Source organism: Mesorhizobium sp. M4B.F.Ca.ET.089.01.1.1 (genome assembly GCF_004022605.1).
In the GTDB taxonomy this organism is placed as follows: Bacteria; Pseudomonadota; Alphaproteobacteria; order Rhizobiales; family Rhizobiaceae; genus Mesorhizobium; species Mesorhizobium abyssinicae.
In genome coordinates this window covers 1-16,826 of sequence record NZ_RZOS01000089.1, presented here as the reverse complement: position 1 = coordinate 16,826, position 16,826 = coordinate 1, and the positions used below count along the sequence as shown (strand labels likewise).

The window sequence follows — 16,826 nt, the reverse complement described above, 5'->3', positions numbered from 1 at the left end:
GTATACCATGATATGGAGAGCCAAGAACCTTGTCAACCGGCCATGGAATCTGTTTTTGTGGCGACGCCAGAGTGCCTCGCCGTTCCATGAAAACGGCGACCCGCTCTAACTCTTTGTTTTGACGCAACTCCTGACGGAAAACCGCTTCACACTTTTCCTGGAATTGCCCTAAGGGCGGAAAAAATGCCTGACGACACGCTTCGGATCGACCGTTCTGCCAAGACGCTGCGGACACTGGCGCTGGAGCGCATGCGCGAGGCGATCATGGATTTCCATTTCCAGCCTGGCGAAAGGCTGGTCGAGCGGCCGCTGTGCGACCAGCTCGGCGTCAGCCGTTCGGTGGTGCGCGAGGTGTTGCGGCAACTGGAGGCCGAGGGCCTGGTGCAGATGGTACCGGGCCACGGACCAGCCGTGGCCAAGCCCGACCTCGGCCGTACCGACGAGATCTACGAACTGCGCGCGCTGCTGGAAGGCATCGCCGCGCGGGCCTGCGCGACCTCGGCCACCAAGGAACAGATCGCTCTTCTCGACGCCGCCCTGGAAAAGCTGCTCGAAGCCTGGGCCTCGGGCGCCCCGGTGGAGGTCATGCGGGCGACGGCCAGCTTCTACGAGGTGCTGTTCGAGGCCGCCGACAAGCGGATCGCCTGGGAGATCGTCACCGGGCTAAATGTTCGCATCAACCAACTGCGTTCGATGACGATCGCCTCGGAAAACCGCCGCGAGCCGGCGATCAACGAGATGAACGCGATCATGGACGCCATCAGGGCGCGCAAGCCGGAAGAGGCGGAGGCGGCGGCGCGGCGGCATGTCGAATCCGCCTGGCGCATCGCCCGCGATGCGCTTCGGCTGCGATCGCTGTAGGGTCCGACCAGCAAGAAAACGGCCCCGCAAGCGGAGCCGTTTCATCCATTGCGATGTCGGCAGGTTTACTTGCTGCCGCCGTTAGCCTTGACGCTGCTGCAGAACTCCGGATGGGTGTTGGTCGGATTGGCGTTCTTCGACTCGTCGTCGCAGGCCGTCATCATCGCCATCTGGTCTTCTGGCGTCAGCGCCTTCCAGGCCTTCACAAAGTCATCGCTGCTGACCATCGTCTTCATGCTGGAGTCGGTATAGAAGGGCTGCATCTTGGCCGGGTCGTCGAGTGCCGACGTGCCGGTGTTTCCTGCAGCCAGCGCCGAGCCGGCGACCATCGAAAGCGCCATGGCGCCCAGCCCTATCATCTTGATGTTCACGATATAATCCTCCTGTTGCTTTGGGGATCGTCGAAGCAACGATCGAAGGCCAAACGACAGGTCTGGACGAAAGTTCCACCATGTGGCGATTGGAGAGATGATAATTCTGTCGAAATAGGACCCGGCGCAAATTGAACCTTTTCGCTCGCCCAACGTTCGATTCAATTGAGCTGCGCCGACGCCTGCAAATGACGTTACGCGCAGGGGGAAATTCGTACTTAGTTCTTATCGACGGGTTTAGATCGCATCCTGGAAACCGTCTCGCGTTCCGCCCGCTTGGAGCGCAGCGGCGGCAGCCCGCGGTCGATCAGGTCCATATCCTCCAGCACCATGTCGCCCATGCGCTTAAAGGCGACGTCGAGCGCGCCGGCGCGGTGCGCGGAGCGCAGGAAGCCGGGCAGGGTGCGCACCGGATGGTCCCTAGCCAGCGGCTCTTCCGGAAAGACATCGCTGGCGGCGACGATCTGGCCGTTGCGGACCGCCTGCATCAGCGCCGGGAAGTCGACGACACCGGCTCGGCTGAGCAGGATAAAGGCGGCGCCCTTGCGCATTTTCGCGAAGGCCTCGGTGCCGAGGAAGCCCTGGTTCTCGCTGGTCACCGAGGCGACGACGAAGACGAAATCGCTCTCCGACAGCACCTTGTCGAGCGAGGCGGGCTCGACGCCGTTGTCGATGAGGATCGACGGCGGCAGCCAGGGATCGAACACCCTGATCAGGGTGCGAAAGCCCGTCAGCAGGCGGTTCAGCGCGCGGCCGAGATCGCCGAAGCCGATGATGCCGACTTCCGCGCCCGAGAGGAGCCGCGCGGTCGCGTTGCCGTCGCCGCCCCACAGTTCCTTGCCCTGCCGGAAGGCAAGGTCGGCATCGACGATGCCGCGTGCCAGGTTGAGCGCCATGGCAAGGCCGAGCTCGGCGACCGGTTCGGCGAAGACCAGGCCGGTGGTGACGACATGGATGCCGCGGGCAAACAGTGTGTCGTAGGGCATGTTGTTGACGAGATTGGTCTCGACGTTGAAGACGCAGCGCAGCGCCTGAAGTCGTTCCAGCGTCTCCGGGCGGAGCGGCGGCTGGCCGACGATGTAGCGCGCCTCGGCAAGCACATGCGCCGGCAACCCGGCGACACCTTCGGGCGTTGTTTCCACGATGCGATATCGCTTGCGAAAGAGCGCCAGTTGCGGTGGTGTGAAGATCAGCTCGAGCGTGCGCGGCTCGGGTGCGCTGATGACCAGCGGCAAGGCATTGTTTGACATGATGTTTCCTCCCGGCGTTGCCGGATCGTGCCACTCACAGCGGTGTTTTACTCCGGATTAAACGATTTACAACTGCGAAAAATCGATTTATCCATTGCGCTGGCGAGGTGGCGTGCGGCTACCCGCCTTTCGGAGCAGGATGATGGCGCATCGGGAGACCCAGCAGCGGCGTCCGTCGATCCACGACGTGGCAAGCCGCGCCGGCGTGTCCGCCGCCACCGTCTCCAAGGTTTTGGCAGGCGTCACCACGGTGAAGCCCGAAAATGCGCAGCGCGTCTTCGATGCCGTCGATCTCCTCGGTTACCGTGTCGATCCGCTGGCGTCCGACATGCGCCGGGCCAAGCGGCGCATCATCGGCGCCATCATGCCAGAGTTCGAAAGCGAGTTCTTCGGCCAGATGGTCAGCGAGCTCGAGGGTCTCGCCGAGCAGCGCGGTTTCACGCTGGTCGCCGCCTCTAGCCGTGAGTCGGAAGCGCGCGAAAAGGAGATCCTGGCCCGCATGCACGACTGGCGCGTCGCCGGCATCGTGCTGGCACCGGTGCGCAACGAGCATGGGCCGGCGGCCGGCTTCATGAAAGCCAACGGCATGACCGGCGTGCTGATCGACCGCGTGCTCGCCGACGACGCATTCGATACGGTTTCGGCCGACAGCGCCGCGGCAAGTGCGGAGGTGGCGCGCGCGCTCGTCGGCAAGGGCCATCGCCACATACTGGTCGTCGGTCTGGGCCAGCAGGCGGCAACGGTGCGCGCCCGCCTCGAAGGGTTTCGCGCGACCGCGCTGCAACTGGTGCCCGACATCCGCATCGACGTCGTGCTTGCCGAAAGCGAGGTCGAGCCGCTGCGGACGCTGCTCAGCGACTATTTCAGCGAGGGTGCCAATCGGGGTGAACGCCCGACGGCGGTCTATTCGCTGTTCCTCAAAGGCACGCTGGTGGCGCTTTCCGAATTCCGCCGTCGTGGCTGGCATTGCCCGGACGACATCTCGCTGGTCGGCTTCGACGACGCCGAATGGATGCAGGTGACCTGGCCGGCGATCGCCGCCGTGGTGCAGCCGGTGCGCGAGATCGCCAGCAATGCGATGGACGTGCTGTTTCGCAGGATCGAGGGGGAGCGCGGCCCGCCCAGGGCGCGGCTCGAGCCCTGCAAGGTGTTGATGCGGGAATCCGTTGGCTCGCCAGGCAGCGGCCCGCATTCGGGGGGAGGAAGCCGACAATAGCCCCCATTGTCGAAAACCGAGTGGCGCCGCACCTGGCTTTGGCTCGTGGCGCGTGACATCAACAGGGAGGAAAACGTGACAGCATTCGTTCTGAAGATAAATCGATTTACGATGGCCTTGGGCATCGCTCTGGCGATGTCGGCAGTAGGCGCCGCCAAGGCCGAGGACGGCGAATACGGCGTGCTGATGAAAACGCTTGCCAACCCGTTCTGGGGCGCGATGGGCCAGGGCGTCGAGGACGGCGCCAAGGAAGCCGGGGTGAAATATTTCCAGCAGGCCGCCGAGAGCGACCAGGCGGCTGAGCCGCAGCTCAACCTCTGCAACACGATGCTGGAGCGCAAGCCGGTGGCGATGATCACCGCGGCGATCAACTCGACCAACCTGTTGCCCTGCCTGAAGGCGGCGCAGGATGCCGGCATCAAGGTGGTCGACCTCGACGGCAATCTCGATCCGGCGGTGCTCGACAAGGAAGGCATCAAGATCACCTTCCGCATCGGCTCCGACAATGTCGCGGCCGGCGGACAGGGCGCAGAATATCTAGTCTCCAAGCTCGGCAAGGACGCCAAGGGTCCGGTGCTGGTGATCGAGGGCCTTTCCGGCAACATCACCGGTCAGAAACGCGCCAAGGGTTTTGCCGACAAGCTCAAGGAACTGGCGCCGGGGTTGGAGATCGTTGCTTCGCTGCCCGGCGACTGGGATCGCGGCAAGGCGGCCTCGATCGCAACCGATACGCTGACCGCGCATCCTGACCTGGTCGCCATCTTCTCCGCCAATGACACCATGGCGCTCGGCGCCGTGGAATCGGTCTATGCGGCCGGCAAGGGTGAGCAGGTGACGATCATCGGCGTCGATGGCAATTCGGATGCGGTCAAGTCGATCAAGGAGGGCCGCCTCAACGCTTCGGTGGCACAGCTCCCCTATCTGGTCGGCAAGCAGGCGGTCGAGAACGTCAAGAAGGCGCTCGCCGGCGAGAAGGTCGAGGAGAGCATCGCCGTGCCTACCTTGGTGCTGACCAAGGAAATGCTCGACGCCGGCAAGGAGCCGATGCTGCAATATGTGAAGTGAGCAGGGAATAGGGAATAGGCAGTAGGCAGTAGGCAGTAGGGGAGTAAGCGGTTCGCATCGCTTCAGGTCGCTCCTTAATCCACTACTGCCTAATCCCTACTGCCCTACTGCCTAACGGCCGCTCTCAAAGGTGCAAAGACATGGCTTCTGAACAGCCCGGTTTCTGGGCTCGGGTGCAGCGCGCATCCGTCGAACGGCTCCACATCAGGCTGGAGTCGCTGCTGGTGCTTGTGGCGCTGAGCGGGGCGATAGCGCTGCTGTCGCCGTTCTTCCTGTCGCTGAGCAATTTCCTCAACATCCTGCTCGCGACATCGACGATCGGCGTGCTGGCGATCGCCGCCACTTTCGTCATCGGCTCGGGCGGGCTCGACCTGTCGCTCGGCTCGGTCATGGGCCTTGCCGGCGTGGCGGGTGCCTTCGTCGCGGTCAATCTCGGCTGGCCGTCGGTCTTCGCGCTCATCGCCTGCATCCTGGCCGGCGGCCTTGCCGGCTACATCAACGGGCAGCTCGTCACCCGCGCCTTCGTGCCGGCCTTCATCGTCACGCTCGGCATGCTCGGCCTGGCGCGCGGCCTGGCGCTGGTCATCTCGCAAGGCAGGGCGATCTACGGGCTGCCGTCGGCGATCGTCTATATCGGGCAAGGGCGGCCGTTCGGCATCCCGATGCCGGTGATCATCCTGGTGCTGACGGCGATCGTCGCGCATTGCGTGCTCGCCTACACACGCTTCGGCCGCCACACGCTGGCGCTGGGCGACAGCGAGGGCGCGGCGCGCGCCGCGGGCATCCGCGTCGAGCACCATCGCCGCATCATCTATACGCTGTCCGGCGCGCTCGCCGGGCTCGCCGGCCTGCTGTTCACCGCCCGCGTCAATGCCGGCGACCCGACCGCCGGCATCAACTACGAGCTCACCGCCATCACCGCGGCGATCATCGGCGGCACCAACCTGTTCGGCGGCCGCGCCTCGATCCTCGGCACGATGATCGGCGCGCTGATCATGGGCGTCTTGCAGAACGGGCTGACGCTGCTTGCCGTGCAGTCCTATTACCAGCAGATGGCGATCGGCGCGGTGCTGATCCTTGCCGTCTTCATCGACCAGTACCAGGTCCGGAAGGAGTCGCGCGTATGACGCTTCTTTCGCTTCAAGGCATCCGCAAAAGCTTCGGCGCGGTCGACGTGCTGCACGGCGTCGACCTCAAGGTCGCTGCCGGCGAGGTGGTCGGGCTGGTCGGCGACAATGGCGCCGGCAAGTCGACGCTGATGAAGACCATCACCGGCATCTACCGTGCCGATTCCGGCTCGATCGAATTCGACGGCAAGGACATCCTTGCGCTCGACCCGGGCCAGCGGCGCGAGCTCGGCATCGAGATGATCTATCAGGACCTGTCGCTGGCCAAGCAGCAGGACGTGGCCTCGAACATCTTCCTCGGCCGCGAGCCGACGAAACGAGTGTTCGGCCTGTTTCCCGGTTTCGTCGACAAGGCGGCCATGGACCGGGAAGCCACGCGGATGATCGAGCGGCTCGGCGCGCGCCTGCCGTCGATCAACCGTTCGGTCGGCTCGTTCTCGGGCGGCCAGCAGCAGACGGTGGCGATCGCCCGCGCGCTGACCTTCAACCCGAAGCTCGTGATCATGGACGAGCCGACGGCTGCGCTTGCGGTGCGCGAGGTGCAGAGCGTGCTCGACCTGATCCGACGGCTGCGGTCGGAAGGCATCGCCGTCATCCTGATCTCGCACCGGCTGAACGACGTGCTATCGGTCACCGACCGCATCGTCGTGCTGCGTCACGGCCGCGCCGATGCCGATCTCGTCACCAGCAAGACCAACATGAACGAAGTCGTCAGCCGCATCGTCGGCGGCGGCGATGTCAGCGCCGCGGCGGCGCACGAACAACGAGGCTAGAGCTCATGAACACCTTTGGACTGCACACTTTCGCCATCGCTCCGGTCTGGGACCTTGCCCGCATCGAGCCGCAGATGGACCGGCTGAAGGAACACGGTATCGGGCTGATGGAAATTCCGCTGCTGCGCCCTGAGGAGATCGACACCAAGCGCACGCGCGGCTTCGCCACCCACTATGGCGTCGAGCTGATCCCGTCGCTCGGCCTGCCGCGTTCCCTCGACGTGGTCGAGCGACCGGACGAGGCGCTCGACTTCCTGCAGCCCGCCTTCAAGGTCTGCAACGAGGTCGGCAGCGAAGCGCTCGGCGGCGTCACCTACGGCACGATCGGCAAGACCACCGGCCGGGCGCCGACGCGCAAGGAGATCGACGGCATGTGCCGCTTCCTCGAACGGGCGGCGAAGTCGGCGAAGGCGCGCGGGCTGAAGCTCGGCATCGAACCCTGCAACCGCTACGAGACGCATCTGATCAACCGCGGCATCGATGCGGCCAGGATCATCGAGCGCATCGGCGCCGACAACATCTTCATCCATCTCGACACCTATCACATGCATATCGAGGAGGAGAGCTTTGCCGCCGGCTTCGAGGCGGCCGCGCCCTTCCTCGGCTATGTGCACGTGTCGGAAGCCAACCGCGGCGTGCCGGGGCGCGGCATGATCAACTGGGCGGCCTGCATGAAGGCGATCGCCGACATCGGCTACGAGGGGCCGATCACGCTCGAAAGCATGAACCATGTCGACGTCGACATCGCCGGCGGACTGGCGGTGTGGCGCCCGGTGGCTGAAGACCCGCGCGACGTCATCGAGGTCGGCCTGCCGTTCCTGCGCGACGAGGCGAGGAAGGCAGGGCTGAGCCTCGGCAGATAGAAGGTCGCCAGGCTCTCCGTCAGAACGGGTAGTGCTGGCCGGGATCCTCGATCGTCACCCAGCGCAGGTCGGTGAATTCGGCGATCGAGGCCTTGCCGCCGAAGCGGCCGTAGCCGGAACCTTTGACACCGCCGAACGGCATCTGCGCCTCGTCGCCGACGGTCGGGCCGTTGATGTGGCAGATGCCGGCCTGAATGCGGGCAGCGACCGCCATGGCGCGCTTGATGTCACGGCTGAAGACGGCCGACGACAGGCCGTATTCGGTGTCGTTAGCGACGCGCACCGCCTCGTCCTCGCCCTTGACGCGAATGACTGGCTTGACCGGCCCGAAGGATTCTTCGGCATAGACGCGCATCGAAGGCGTCACGTGATCAAGCAGCGTTGCGTCCACCACTGTGCCGGTACGCTTGCCGCCTGCGACGAGCTTCGCACCCTTGGCGACGGCGTCGGCGACCAGTTCCTCCATCTTGTCGGCGGCCTGGCTGCTGATCAGCGAGCCAAGCACGACATGGCCGCGCGGGTCGCCGGCCGGAAGCTGCGCGGCGCGGGCTGCAAGCTTGGCGACGAACTCGTCGGCGACCTTCTCGTCGACGATCAGCCGCTCCGTCGACATGCAGATCTGGCCCTGATGCATGAAGGCGCCGAAGGTCGCGGCGTTGACCGCCGCGTCGATGTCGGCATCGTCAAGCACCAGAAGCGGCGCCTTGCCGCCAAGCTCGAGCAGGGCCGGCTTGAGATGGCGCCCGGCGAGCTCGGCGATGATGCGGCCGACCTTGGTCGAGCCGGTGAAATTGACCCGCTTCACCGCCGGATGCGCGACGAGCGCCTCGACGATCCCGGCGGCATCCTTCGGGTCGTTGGTGACAACATTGACGACGCCCTTCGGCAGGCCGGCCTCGACCAGCACCTGGCCGATCAGGCGATGCGTGCCGGGGCACATCTCGCAGGCCTTGAGCACCACCGTGTTCCCGCAGGCGAGCGGCATCGCCAGCGCGCGGGTGCCGAGGATGACGGGTGCGTTCCAGGGCGCGATGCCCAGGCAGACGCCGGCCGGCTGGCGGATCGCCATGGCAAGCGTGCCCGGCTTGTCCGAGGGGATGATCTCGCCCGCGATCTGTGTCGTCATCGCGGCTGCCTCGCGCAGCATGTTGGCGGCCAGCATAACGTTGAAGCCGGCCCACGGCCCGGTCGCTCCGGTCTCCTCCATCATCAGCCTGGTGAATTCGCCGACCTTGGAGGCCATCACCTCGGCGGCCTTGGAAAGCAAAGCGCGGCGCTCGCCTGGGCCCGTCCGCGACCAGGCCGGGAAGGCCGCGGCAGCGGCGCCGACGGCGGCATTGGCGTCGGCGATGCTGGCGGCGGCGGCGCGCGTCGCCAGCTTGCCGGTGAAGGGGTCCAGGCGGTCGAAGGAAGCCTTGCCCGTTGCAGTTCTTTCGTCGCCGTCGATCAGAAGTCCGATATCCATTTGGTCTCTCCCTCGCTCCGGGTGGAGCGTTGCAAACTAGAAGCCGAGCACCTCGGCGTTGATCGAGGCTTCGAGGCCGCCGTCGACCGGCACATTGGCGCCGTTGATCCAGCGCGCGCCATCCGAGCACAGGAACAGCACGACCGGCGCGATATCGCCCGACGTGCCGGCACGACCCACCCGCGAAATATCGCTGTCGACGCGGTCGTCGCCGAGCACGGCGCGGAACTGCTTCAGGATCGGCGTCTCGACCGGGCCAGGGCTGACCGCATTGAGGCGGATGCCGCGGCTCTTGAACAGCTCCTGATGCGCGGCGCGGAAGGTCCACAGCAGCAGAAGCTCCTTCGAGACCGGATAGCCTTCCTCGTTCTTGACCGCATGGTCGGCGACCACCCTGGCGACATTGGGAAAGCCCTCGATGCCGATCATCGAAGCGGCGCGGTTGAGATTGGCGCGCCAGCCGAAGCCGGCGATCGAGGCGACATTGACGATGGCGCCGCCTTCGCGAAGCTTCGGCGCCAGCGCCTCGGAAAGCGCACGCAGTCCGTAGAAATTGACGGCGAGCGTCGACACGGCGCCAGTGTTGCCCGAAAGGCCGGCGACGTTGCAGAGCGCATCGAGGCGCTCCGGCAGCCGTGCCACCAGTTCGTCGACGCCGGCCTTCGACGAGATGTCGGCCTTGACGAAGCTGCCGGCACTTGCATCTGGCTCACGCACGTCGACGCCGATCACGTCGGCGCCGAGCTGACCGGCGAGTTCCGCCGTGCGGGCGCCGATGCCGGAGGCGACGCCGGTGATGAGGATGGTCTTGCCGAAAAGCATGGTCAGGCTTTCTCCCGAGATGTCGTTGTCTGTGCCGGAGAGGCGGTCTCGCCCGTCGTTAGGGTCGCGTTGACGGGAATCCTGACGCTATAGCCGACGGGCAGCAGCCGAAGCCCAAATCGCTCCTCCAGCGTTCCCCACAGGCCGCGCGGCAACAGCAGCGAGAAGGCAAGCGCTGTGGCGCCGAGGCCGATCAGGTACCAGACGCCGGCGGCGCCGAACCAGGTCTCGATGAGGAAGAAGAGCAAGGCGCCAAGGATGGCGCCCTCGAAGGTGCCGATGCCGCCGACCAGCACCATGAAGATCATGTAGGCCGTCCACTGGACACTGAAATAGGTCTTCGGCTGGAAAGTGATCGAGGTCGCCAGCCACAGCGCGCCGGCAATGCCGATGCCAAAGGCGGCGAGAACGAAAAGCAGCCGCTTGGTGCCGGTAACGCGCACGCCGACCGAGGCTGCCGCATCCTCGTTGTCGCGGATGGCGCGGATGGCGGCACCCGTGCTGCCGCGCAGCAGGCCGAACAGGACGGCAAGCAGGGCGGTCATCGACGCCAGCGCCAGCCAGTAGATCGCCACGCGTCTGGTCGAAGCGTCATAGACGTTGAGCGAGATCAGCGACGTGCCGGTCTCGCCCTGCACCAGCCGGTCGAGGTTGACGAGGAGATGGGTCAGCGCCGCGATCACCCACATGCCGATGGCGAACTCGCCGTTCCTGAGCCGCAGCATGAACAGCGAGATCGGCCAGGAGACAGCGCCGACGACGATCGCCGAAACGAAGAGCGCGACGAAGGGATTGAGGCCGGCATCCGCCAGCCGGATGCTGAAATAGGCGCCGAGGCCGAAGAACACCTGCTGGCCGACCGAGACCAGTCCGCCGAAGCCGGCGAGCGCGTTCCACATCGCCGCGAGGATCACATAGATGAACAGCGCGGTCATGCGGTCGACGGCGCCAGCCGACAGGAATTGCGGCGCGATCGCCAGCAGCGCGATGATCAGGGCCACCGCGATCGCGGCGATGCGCGAGGCGGCGGTGCCGCGCTCGATGACAGGGGAGGCGGCGCTCATGATGCCTTCCCCGCGGGCAGGCGCAGCAGGCCGCGCAGGCCGAGGCCGGCGGTGGACAGGCGTATGAACAGCGCGATCAGGAACGCGACATGGCCGCCGATCAGGAAGCCCTGCGGATGTACCTGGGCGCCGAGCGTCTGGGCGAGCGCCAGCACGATGCCGCCGATCAGCGTGCCCCACAGCGAGCCGGCGCCGCCGATGACCGCCGCCTCGAAGGCGAACAGCAACTGCGGCGCGCCGGCATAGGGATCGAAGGTGGCGCGCATGCCGAGGAAGGCGCCGGCGAGACCGACGGTGACCATGGCGATGGATGCGGCGACCGCATTGGCGCGGCGCGCATCGATGCCGACAAGGCCGGCCGTATCAGGGTCCGCCGAGGTGGCGCGGATCGCGCGGCCAAGGCCGGTGCGGGTGAGGAAGAGCTGCAGCCCGCCAAGCAGCACCACGGCGGTGACGAAGATGATGACCGCGAGCTTGCCGACATAGATGCTGCCCGGCCATTCCCAGGAATCGTAGGAGAGGCTGCCGATAAAGGGCGCCAGCGAGCGCGTGTCGGCGCCGAACTGCTCGAACAAGAGATTGTCGATGACGATTGCGAGGCCGAAGGTCGTCAGGATCGGCAACAGCGCCCCGCCGCGCGCGCTGCGTTCGAGCAGGAAGCGCTGCAAGGCCCAGCCGATGGCGGCCATCAGCGGCAGGACGATCAGCAGTCCAAGGAAGGGTGAAATGTGGAAGCGCGAGGCGAGCAGCCACAGCGCGAAGGCCGACAGCACGGCGAGGCTGCCATGGGCGAGGTTGATGATGCGCATCACCGAAAACATGAAGGAGAGGCCGCAGGCGATCAGCGCGTAGTAGCCGCCGAGCAGGATGCCCTGGACGATCTGGTTGGTCATGCCGGCACGCCTCCGGCGCCCTTCCGATGCAGGCCGAAATAGGCTTTCGTCACCTCGTCGCGCGACACGCTCTTGCTGTCTCCGGCAAGCGCGATCCTTCCCTCCAGCATGCAGATGACCTTGTCGGAGACGGAGAGGGCACGGTTGAGATCCTGCTCGACCAGGATGATCGTCGTGCCGGAACTGATCAGGCCGTGCAGCGAGGCGTAGACGCGGTCGACGACTAGCGGCGACAGGCCGAGCGACACCTCGTCGAGCAGCAGCAATTCCGGATTGCTCATCAGCGCGCGGCCGATAGCGGTCGCCTGCTGCTCGCCGCCGGACAGATGGCCGGTCCTGGAATGGCGGCGCGGCTTGAGGTTGGGAAACGTGTCGAGCACCTTGTCGACGTTCCAGTCGCCGGAGCGGCCGGCGGTCTTGCCGAGCAGGAGGTTTTCCTCGACCGTCATTTCGACGAACAGTTTCCTGCCTTCGGGCACCAGTGCGATGCCCATGCCGACTCTGCTGTGCGAGGGCACCCCGGAAAGGTCGGCGCCGTCGAACCGCACGCGACCCGATGCCTGCGGATGCGCTCCGGCAATGGCGCGCAGCAGCGTCGTCTTGCCGGCGCCGTTGGCGCCGACCAGCGCCAGCGTCTCGCCGCGCTCGACGGTGAAGCTGACGCCGCGTACCGCCTGCAACAGGCCGTGGCGGACAACGAGATCCTCGACCGAAAGCAGGCTCATTTCGGGCCTCCGCCGAGATAGGCGCTGATCACCTGCGGGTTGGCCATTACCGCTTGCGGATCGCCGTCGGCGATGATCTTTCCGGCATCCATGCAGATCAGTCGCTCGGCCACCTGCAGCAGGATGTGGACGATGTGCTCGATCCAGACGATGCCGATCTTGCGGCGCCGCAATTCCCTGATGGTCTCGACCAGCTCGCCGGCCTCGCCGTCAGTCAGGCCGCCGCCGATCTCGTCGAGCAGAAGCAGCGTCGGCCTGGCAGCGAGCGCCCGGGCGAGTTCCAGCCGCTTGCGGTCGAGCAGGCCGAGCGTCTCGGCGCGCCGGTTGGCAACGCCCAGCATGCCGCAGAGTTTCAGCGAGGCAAGCGCTTCCTCATAGGCTTCGTCGCGCTTGAGGCCGGCGCCATGCGAGGCGGCAACGAAGACGTTCTCAAAGGTGGTCATGCCGCCGAAAGGCTTCGGCACCTGATGCGTGCGCACGAGGCCGAGGCGGCAGCGCGCTGTGGCCGGCAGCGCGGTGACGTCGCCGCCTTTGAAGGCGACGGTGCCGGCACTGGGCGGATAGGCGCCGGACAGCACGCTGAGCAATGTCGTCTTGCCGGCGCCGTTCGGGCCGACAATGCCGACCGCCTCGTCGGCTCCCATGGCGAAGTCGATGTCGTCGAGCACCACCAGCGCCCCGAAGCGCTTGTGGATGCCAGCGGCATCGAGGATCGCAGCGTTGGGCGAAATGGTCACGATGCGAACCCCGTCAGCAGTCCAATCAGCCGTTGTACGGCTGCAGCTTGGCTTCGACCGGCACCTTCGGGTCGGTGGCGTTTTCGGTCACGACATAGTCAAGCGGGAATTTGCTGCCTTCCTTCGCTGCCACCCACTGCGTGCCGATGATCGGGCCGGGCGAGACGTTGGCGACGGGGCCGCTGGTGAAATCGACCTTGCCGATCATCGTCTCGGTGTTGAGCGCGCTCAGCGCCTTGGCGACCGCCGCCTTGTCCTTGGCGTCGGTACTGGACTTCAGCGCTTCGAATCCGGCGTCGAGCAGCGACATCGTGGCGCCGAGCTGCTGCGTCCACTGCTTGCCGCTCGCCGCTTCGTAGCCGTCGGCCAGCTCGGTCCCGGAAACACCAGTGAGCGGCGACTTGTAGGGGAAGGCCTTGTGCCAGTAAGCGGCGCTCGCAATCTTCATGCCGAGGTCGCCGAGCGCCTCGATGTCGGACGGGAACAGGCCGGTCTTGGCGACCTGGGCGATCTTGATCTGCCGGGTCAGGCCCTGCTGCGCCGCCTGGCGCCAGAAGGCGGCGAAATCCGGCGGGATCGGGAAGGAATTGAAGATCTCGACGCCTTCCTGCTTGAACAGCGCGATCTGCGAGGAATAGTCGGTGGTGCCGGTCTCGTAGGCGCCGGGGTCGACGATGGTGAAGCCCTGCTTGGCGAGCAGCGGTGCAAGATGGGCACGGATGGCATTGCCGTCGGCGTCGTTCGGATACATGACGCCGACCTTCTTGTTGGTCTCGATCAGATTCCACTGCGAGACATAGGCCTTGAAGAATTCGTCGACGCCGAAGCCGAAATGATAGGTCCATTTGAACGGCGAAGGCTGGCCCGGCTTGGCGCCGCGGCCGAAATACCAGGCTTCCCACGGCATGACGGTGGACAGGCAAGGTACGCCGGCCGCTTCGCAAGCATCGGCCACGGGGTTGATCACCTCAGGCGTCGAGACGGCAAGCATGAGGTCAATCGCCTGGTTGTTGATCAGATCCTTGGCGAGTTGGCCGGCGCGGGAGGGATCGGATTGCGTATCCTGATCGAGGATCTCGACACTGTATTTCTTGCCGCCGAGCTCGATGCCATTGGCGAGCGCCTTGCGGGCGAGGTCGAGCACGTAGCCGTCGGTCTCGCCGAAACCGCCGAGAGGCCCGGTGCGCGGACTGACGAAGCCGACCTTCAGGGTGTCCGCGGACTGCGCGAAGGCCTTGCCGCGGCCGAGCGCAAGAGCCGCGCCGCCGGCCACCGAAGCGGCAATGAATTGGCGTCGCGACATGCCGGCGATAACGGGTTTGCTGCCGATAGTCCTGGTCATCTGCTCCTCCCTCAGTGGCCGTCCCCGAACCTGCCGGTACCGGTTTTCCGGTGCCGCCAGACAGGGCTCGGCCTTGATCCTCCAGGGTCACATTGCACTAGCGGTTTGGTTCGGTAAAATGATATTTTGCGGTGTTTCATTAACCCATAGGTTACGAAAGGCCACGCCGAACGGAGTCCGTTGTCAGGCGTTATGCCGCGCCGCCTCGCGGATCGTCTGCAGCAGGATGGAAAAGGCCGGCGAGGGGGCAGTGTCGGTGCGCATGGTCAGGCCGACCGGTCCCTTGGTCTCCTCGGTGTCGACCGGCAAGGCGACGAAGGCGCCGCTGGCGATCTCGTTGGCGACGACGCCGGCCGAGATGATCCACACCGCGTTGCTCTGGCGCATGAAGGAACGGCCGAAGGAATCCGAGACGGTCTCGATTTCGGTGGCCGGCGCGGTCATGCCATTGGTGATGAACAGGCGGTCGACGAAGGGGCGGATGACGGACTCCCGCGTCGGAATCAGCACAGGGAATTCGTCGAGGCGGGCGAAGATATCCGCCCCCGGTTCCGACAGCGGATGTCCGGCCCGCACCACGAACAGCACCTGTTCGGAATAGAGATGCTCGAAGAAGAAGCCGGTCATGTGCTCCGGCGCCGCCAGGCGGCCGACGACGAGATCGAGCGCGCCGACGCGCAGCTGTTCCAGCAGCACCGCGTTCTCGCCGGTGACGATCTTGAGGGCGGCGCCGGTGTTCTCCCCGAGGAACAGGCTCATGGCGAGCGGCATCACCCGCGCCGACACCGTCGGCAAGGCACCAATGCGGATCGGGTGGCGGTTGATGGCGCCGTCCTGGCGGACGGAATCGACACCGCGCTTCAGTGCCGTGATCGCCGTGCCGGCATGGCCGAGGAAGATCTCGCCGAGCCGCGTGACGCGGATGCCGCGGCCGTCGCGTTCGACGACGGCGATGCCGAGCGCCTCTTCCAGCTCGCGCAACGTCTTGGTCACGGCCGGCGCGCTGACATGCAGGAACTCGGCCGCCCTTGCCACGCTGCCTTGCCGCGCCACTTCGAGAAACGCTTGCAGGTGTCGGAAGCGAATGCGGCTTTCGGCCATGGTTCGATAACCTCGGAGTTAATGAAATGCCGCAAAATATCATTTTACCGAACCAAATACCTAGTGCAAGCTAACATCGGAGGATCGAAATCGTGCCATTCGTCAGCATTGGCGGCGTTACGCTGCACCACCGCTACAGGCCGGGGACTGGCAATGCGTGCCCGATCATATTCATGAATTCGCTGGGGACCGACTTCCGGATCTGGGACGAAATTGTCCCGTTGCTCGGCGATGAAATGCCGACGCTCGTCTATGACAAGCGCGGGCACGGGCTGTCCGACATCGGCGGCGTCAGCTCGATCGACGATCATGTCGATGACCTCTGCGGCCTCGTCGATCACTTCGGCCTGCCCAAGGTCGTGCTGTGCGGCCTGTCGGTCGGCGGCCTGATCGCGCAGGGCTTCCATGCGCGGCGCCCCGAAGGCGTCGAGGCCCTCATCCTGAGCGACACGGCGCACAAGATCGGTACGGCCGACAGCTGGAACACACGCATTGCGACGGTCGAAAGCAAAGGCATCCAGGAGATCGCCGACGCCGTGCTCAAGCTGTGGTTCACCCCTGCCTTCCACGCGGAGCGTTCCGCCGATCTCGACGGCTGCTGGAACATGCTGACCAGGCAGCCGCTTGCCGGCTATATCGGCACCTGCGCTGCCGTTCGCGATGCTGACTTCACCGAGGCCGCGCGCCGCATCGCGGTGCCGACGCTCTGCATCGTCGGCGACCAGGACGGTTCGACGCCGCCCGATCTCGTGCGCTCGCTTGCCGATCTCATCCCTGGCGCGCGCTTCGAGGTGATCCGCAATGCCGGCCACATTCCCTGCGTCGAGCAGCCCGGGCCGTTTACCAGGCTGATCCGCGATTTCGTCGCATCGCTTCCCAGCGGAAAGCAAATCCATGGATGACATTTCCAAGAACACAACCCGATACCGGACCGGACTTGAGGTCCGGCGATCCGTGCTCGGCGATCCCCATGTCGACCGGGCCGAGGATGCGGCCACCGATTTCGACCGGCCGTTTCAGCACCTGATCACCGAGGCCGCGTGGGGAACGGTGTGGGCGCGGCCGGGCTGGTCGAAGCGCGAGCGCTCGATCGTGACGCTGGCGCTGCTTGCGGCACTCGGCCATGACGAGGAGGTGGCCATGCACTGTCT

General features: G+C 65.6%; 18 protein-coding genes. 8 read left to right on the top strand and 10 right to left on the bottom strand.

Translation table 11 applies throughout. From position 1 onward, the window contains the following. Positions 1-183 precede the first annotated feature (183 nt). Positions 184-861, top strand: a complete 678-nt coding sequence (locus tag EN780_RS11695; protein ID WP_128273848.1) for a GntR family transcriptional regulator — start codon at positions 184-186, stop codon at positions 859-861. 65 nt (positions 862-926) lie between these two features. Here EN780_RS11695 and EN780_RS11690 read toward each other — a convergent pair whose 3' ends face one another. Both EN780_RS11690 and EN780_RS11685 read right to left on the bottom strand, forming a co-directional pair. Beyond that, the gene (locus EN780_RS11690) at positions 927-1,232 is read right to left on the bottom strand and encodes a hypothetical protein (RefSeq protein WP_127285731.1); all 306 of its coding nucleotides are present in this window, start codon (positions 1,230-1,232) and stop codon (positions 927-929) included. A 218-nt stretch (positions 1,233-1,450) separates the two neighbouring features. Next, entirely contained in the window at positions 1,451-2,482 is a 1,032-nt protein-coding gene (locus tag EN780_RS11685; protein ID WP_128273847.1) for a hydroxyacid dehydrogenase, read from the bottom strand. Positions 2,483-2,624: 142 nt separating this feature from the next. Between EN780_RS11685 and EN780_RS11680 the strand changes: the two genes are divergently transcribed. The 5 genes from EN780_RS11680 (at position 2,625) to EN780_RS11660 (ending at position 7,526) form a co-directional block, all read left to right on the top strand. Next, entirely contained in the window at positions 2,625-3,698 is a 1,074-nt protein-coding gene (locus EN780_RS11680) for a LacI family DNA-binding transcriptional regulator (RefSeq protein WP_128273845.1), read from the top strand. Between the two features lie 75 nt (positions 3,699-3,773). Further along, entirely contained in the window at positions 3,774-4,763 is a 990-nt protein-coding gene (locus EN780_RS11675) for a substrate-binding domain-containing protein (protein ID WP_210214087.1), read from the top strand. Positions 4,764-4,903: 140 nt separating this feature from the next. After that, positions 4,904-5,890, top strand: coding sequence for an ABC transporter permease (locus EN780_RS11670; protein WP_128273841.1), 987 nt, complete (start codon positions 4,904-4,906; stop codon positions 5,888-5,890). Beyond that, positions 5,887-6,663 (top strand): ATP-binding cassette domain-containing protein, encoded by a 777-nt coding sequence (locus EN780_RS11665; RefSeq protein ID WP_127287228.1) that lies wholly within the window; start codon positions 5,887-5,889, stop codon positions 6,661-6,663. The genes EN780_RS11670 and EN780_RS11665 overlap by 4 nt, the downstream gene beginning before the upstream one ends. A 5-nt stretch (positions 6,664-6,668) precedes the next feature. Then, on the top strand, positions 6,669-7,526 hold the full coding sequence (locus EN780_RS11660; protein ID WP_127287229.1) for a sugar phosphate isomerase/epimerase family protein: 858 nt from the start codon (positions 6,669-6,671) through the stop codon (positions 7,524-7,526). Positions 7,527-7,545: 19 nt separating this feature from the next. Here EN780_RS11660 and EN780_RS11655 read toward each other — a convergent pair whose 3' ends face one another. From EN780_RS11655 to pcaQ, 8 genes are all read right to left on the bottom strand, one after another. Further along, positions 7,546-8,991, bottom strand: a complete 1,446-nt coding sequence (locus EN780_RS11655) for an aldehyde dehydrogenase (RefSeq protein WP_128273839.1) — start codon at positions 8,989-8,991, stop codon at positions 7,546-7,548. Between the two features lie 36 nt (positions 8,992-9,027). Beyond that, positions 9,028-9,813, bottom strand: a complete 786-nt coding sequence (locus tag EN780_RS11650) for a coniferyl-alcohol dehydrogenase (RefSeq protein ID WP_128273837.1) — start codon at positions 9,811-9,813, stop codon at positions 9,028-9,030. Between the two features lie 2 nt (positions 9,814-9,815). Beyond that, positions 9,816-10,877, bottom strand: coding sequence for a branched-chain amino acid ABC transporter permease (locus EN780_RS11645; RefSeq protein WP_128273835.1), 1,062 nt, complete (start codon positions 10,875-10,877; stop codon positions 9,816-9,818). Next, positions 10,874-11,770 carry a branched-chain amino acid ABC transporter permease gene (locus tag EN780_RS11640; RefSeq protein ID WP_128273833.1) on the bottom strand — a complete coding sequence of 299 codons (897 nt, stop codon included), beginning with the start codon at positions 11,768-11,770 and terminating at the stop codon, positions 10,874-10,876. Before EN780_RS11640 ends, EN780_RS11645 begins: the two co-directional genes overlap by 4 nt. After that, positions 11,767-12,495: an ABC transporter ATP-binding protein gene (locus EN780_RS11635; RefSeq protein ID WP_128273831.1), complete on the bottom strand. Its 729-nt coding sequence runs from the start codon at positions 12,493-12,495 to the stop codon at positions 11,767-11,769. Before EN780_RS11635 ends, EN780_RS11640 begins: the two co-directional genes overlap by 4 nt. Continuing rightward, a complete protein-coding gene (locus tag EN780_RS11630) occupies positions 12,492-13,226 on the bottom strand; it encodes an ABC transporter ATP-binding protein (RefSeq protein ID WP_281035360.1) in 735 nt (244 codons plus the stop codon). The genes EN780_RS11635 and EN780_RS11630 overlap by 4 nt, the downstream gene beginning before the upstream one ends. Before the next feature lie 31 nt (positions 13,227-13,257). Next, positions 13,258-14,574, bottom strand: a complete 1,317-nt coding sequence (locus EN780_RS11625) for an ABC transporter substrate-binding protein (protein WP_128273827.1) — start codon at positions 14,572-14,574, stop codon at positions 13,258-13,260. Between the two features lie 183 nt (positions 14,575-14,757). After that, entirely contained in the window at positions 14,758-15,675 is a 918-nt protein-coding gene (gene pcaQ / locus EN780_RS11620) for a pca operon transcription factor PcaQ (protein WP_128273825.1), read from the bottom strand. A gap of 92 nt (positions 15,676-15,767) precedes the next feature. Here pcaQ and pcaD point away from each other — a divergent pair, with 92 nt between their 5' ends. Then, positions 15,768-16,577 (top strand): 3-oxoadipate enol-lactonase, encoded by an 810-nt coding sequence (gene pcaD, locus EN780_RS11615; protein WP_128273823.1) that lies wholly within the window; start codon positions 15,768-15,770, stop codon positions 16,575-16,577. Then, positions 16,570-16,826: carboxymuconolactone decarboxylase family protein (locus EN780_RS11610; RefSeq protein ID WP_189556493.1), on the top strand; the 257-nt coding region annotated here is incomplete at its 3' end. The genes pcaD and EN780_RS11610, both read left to right, overlap by 8 nt.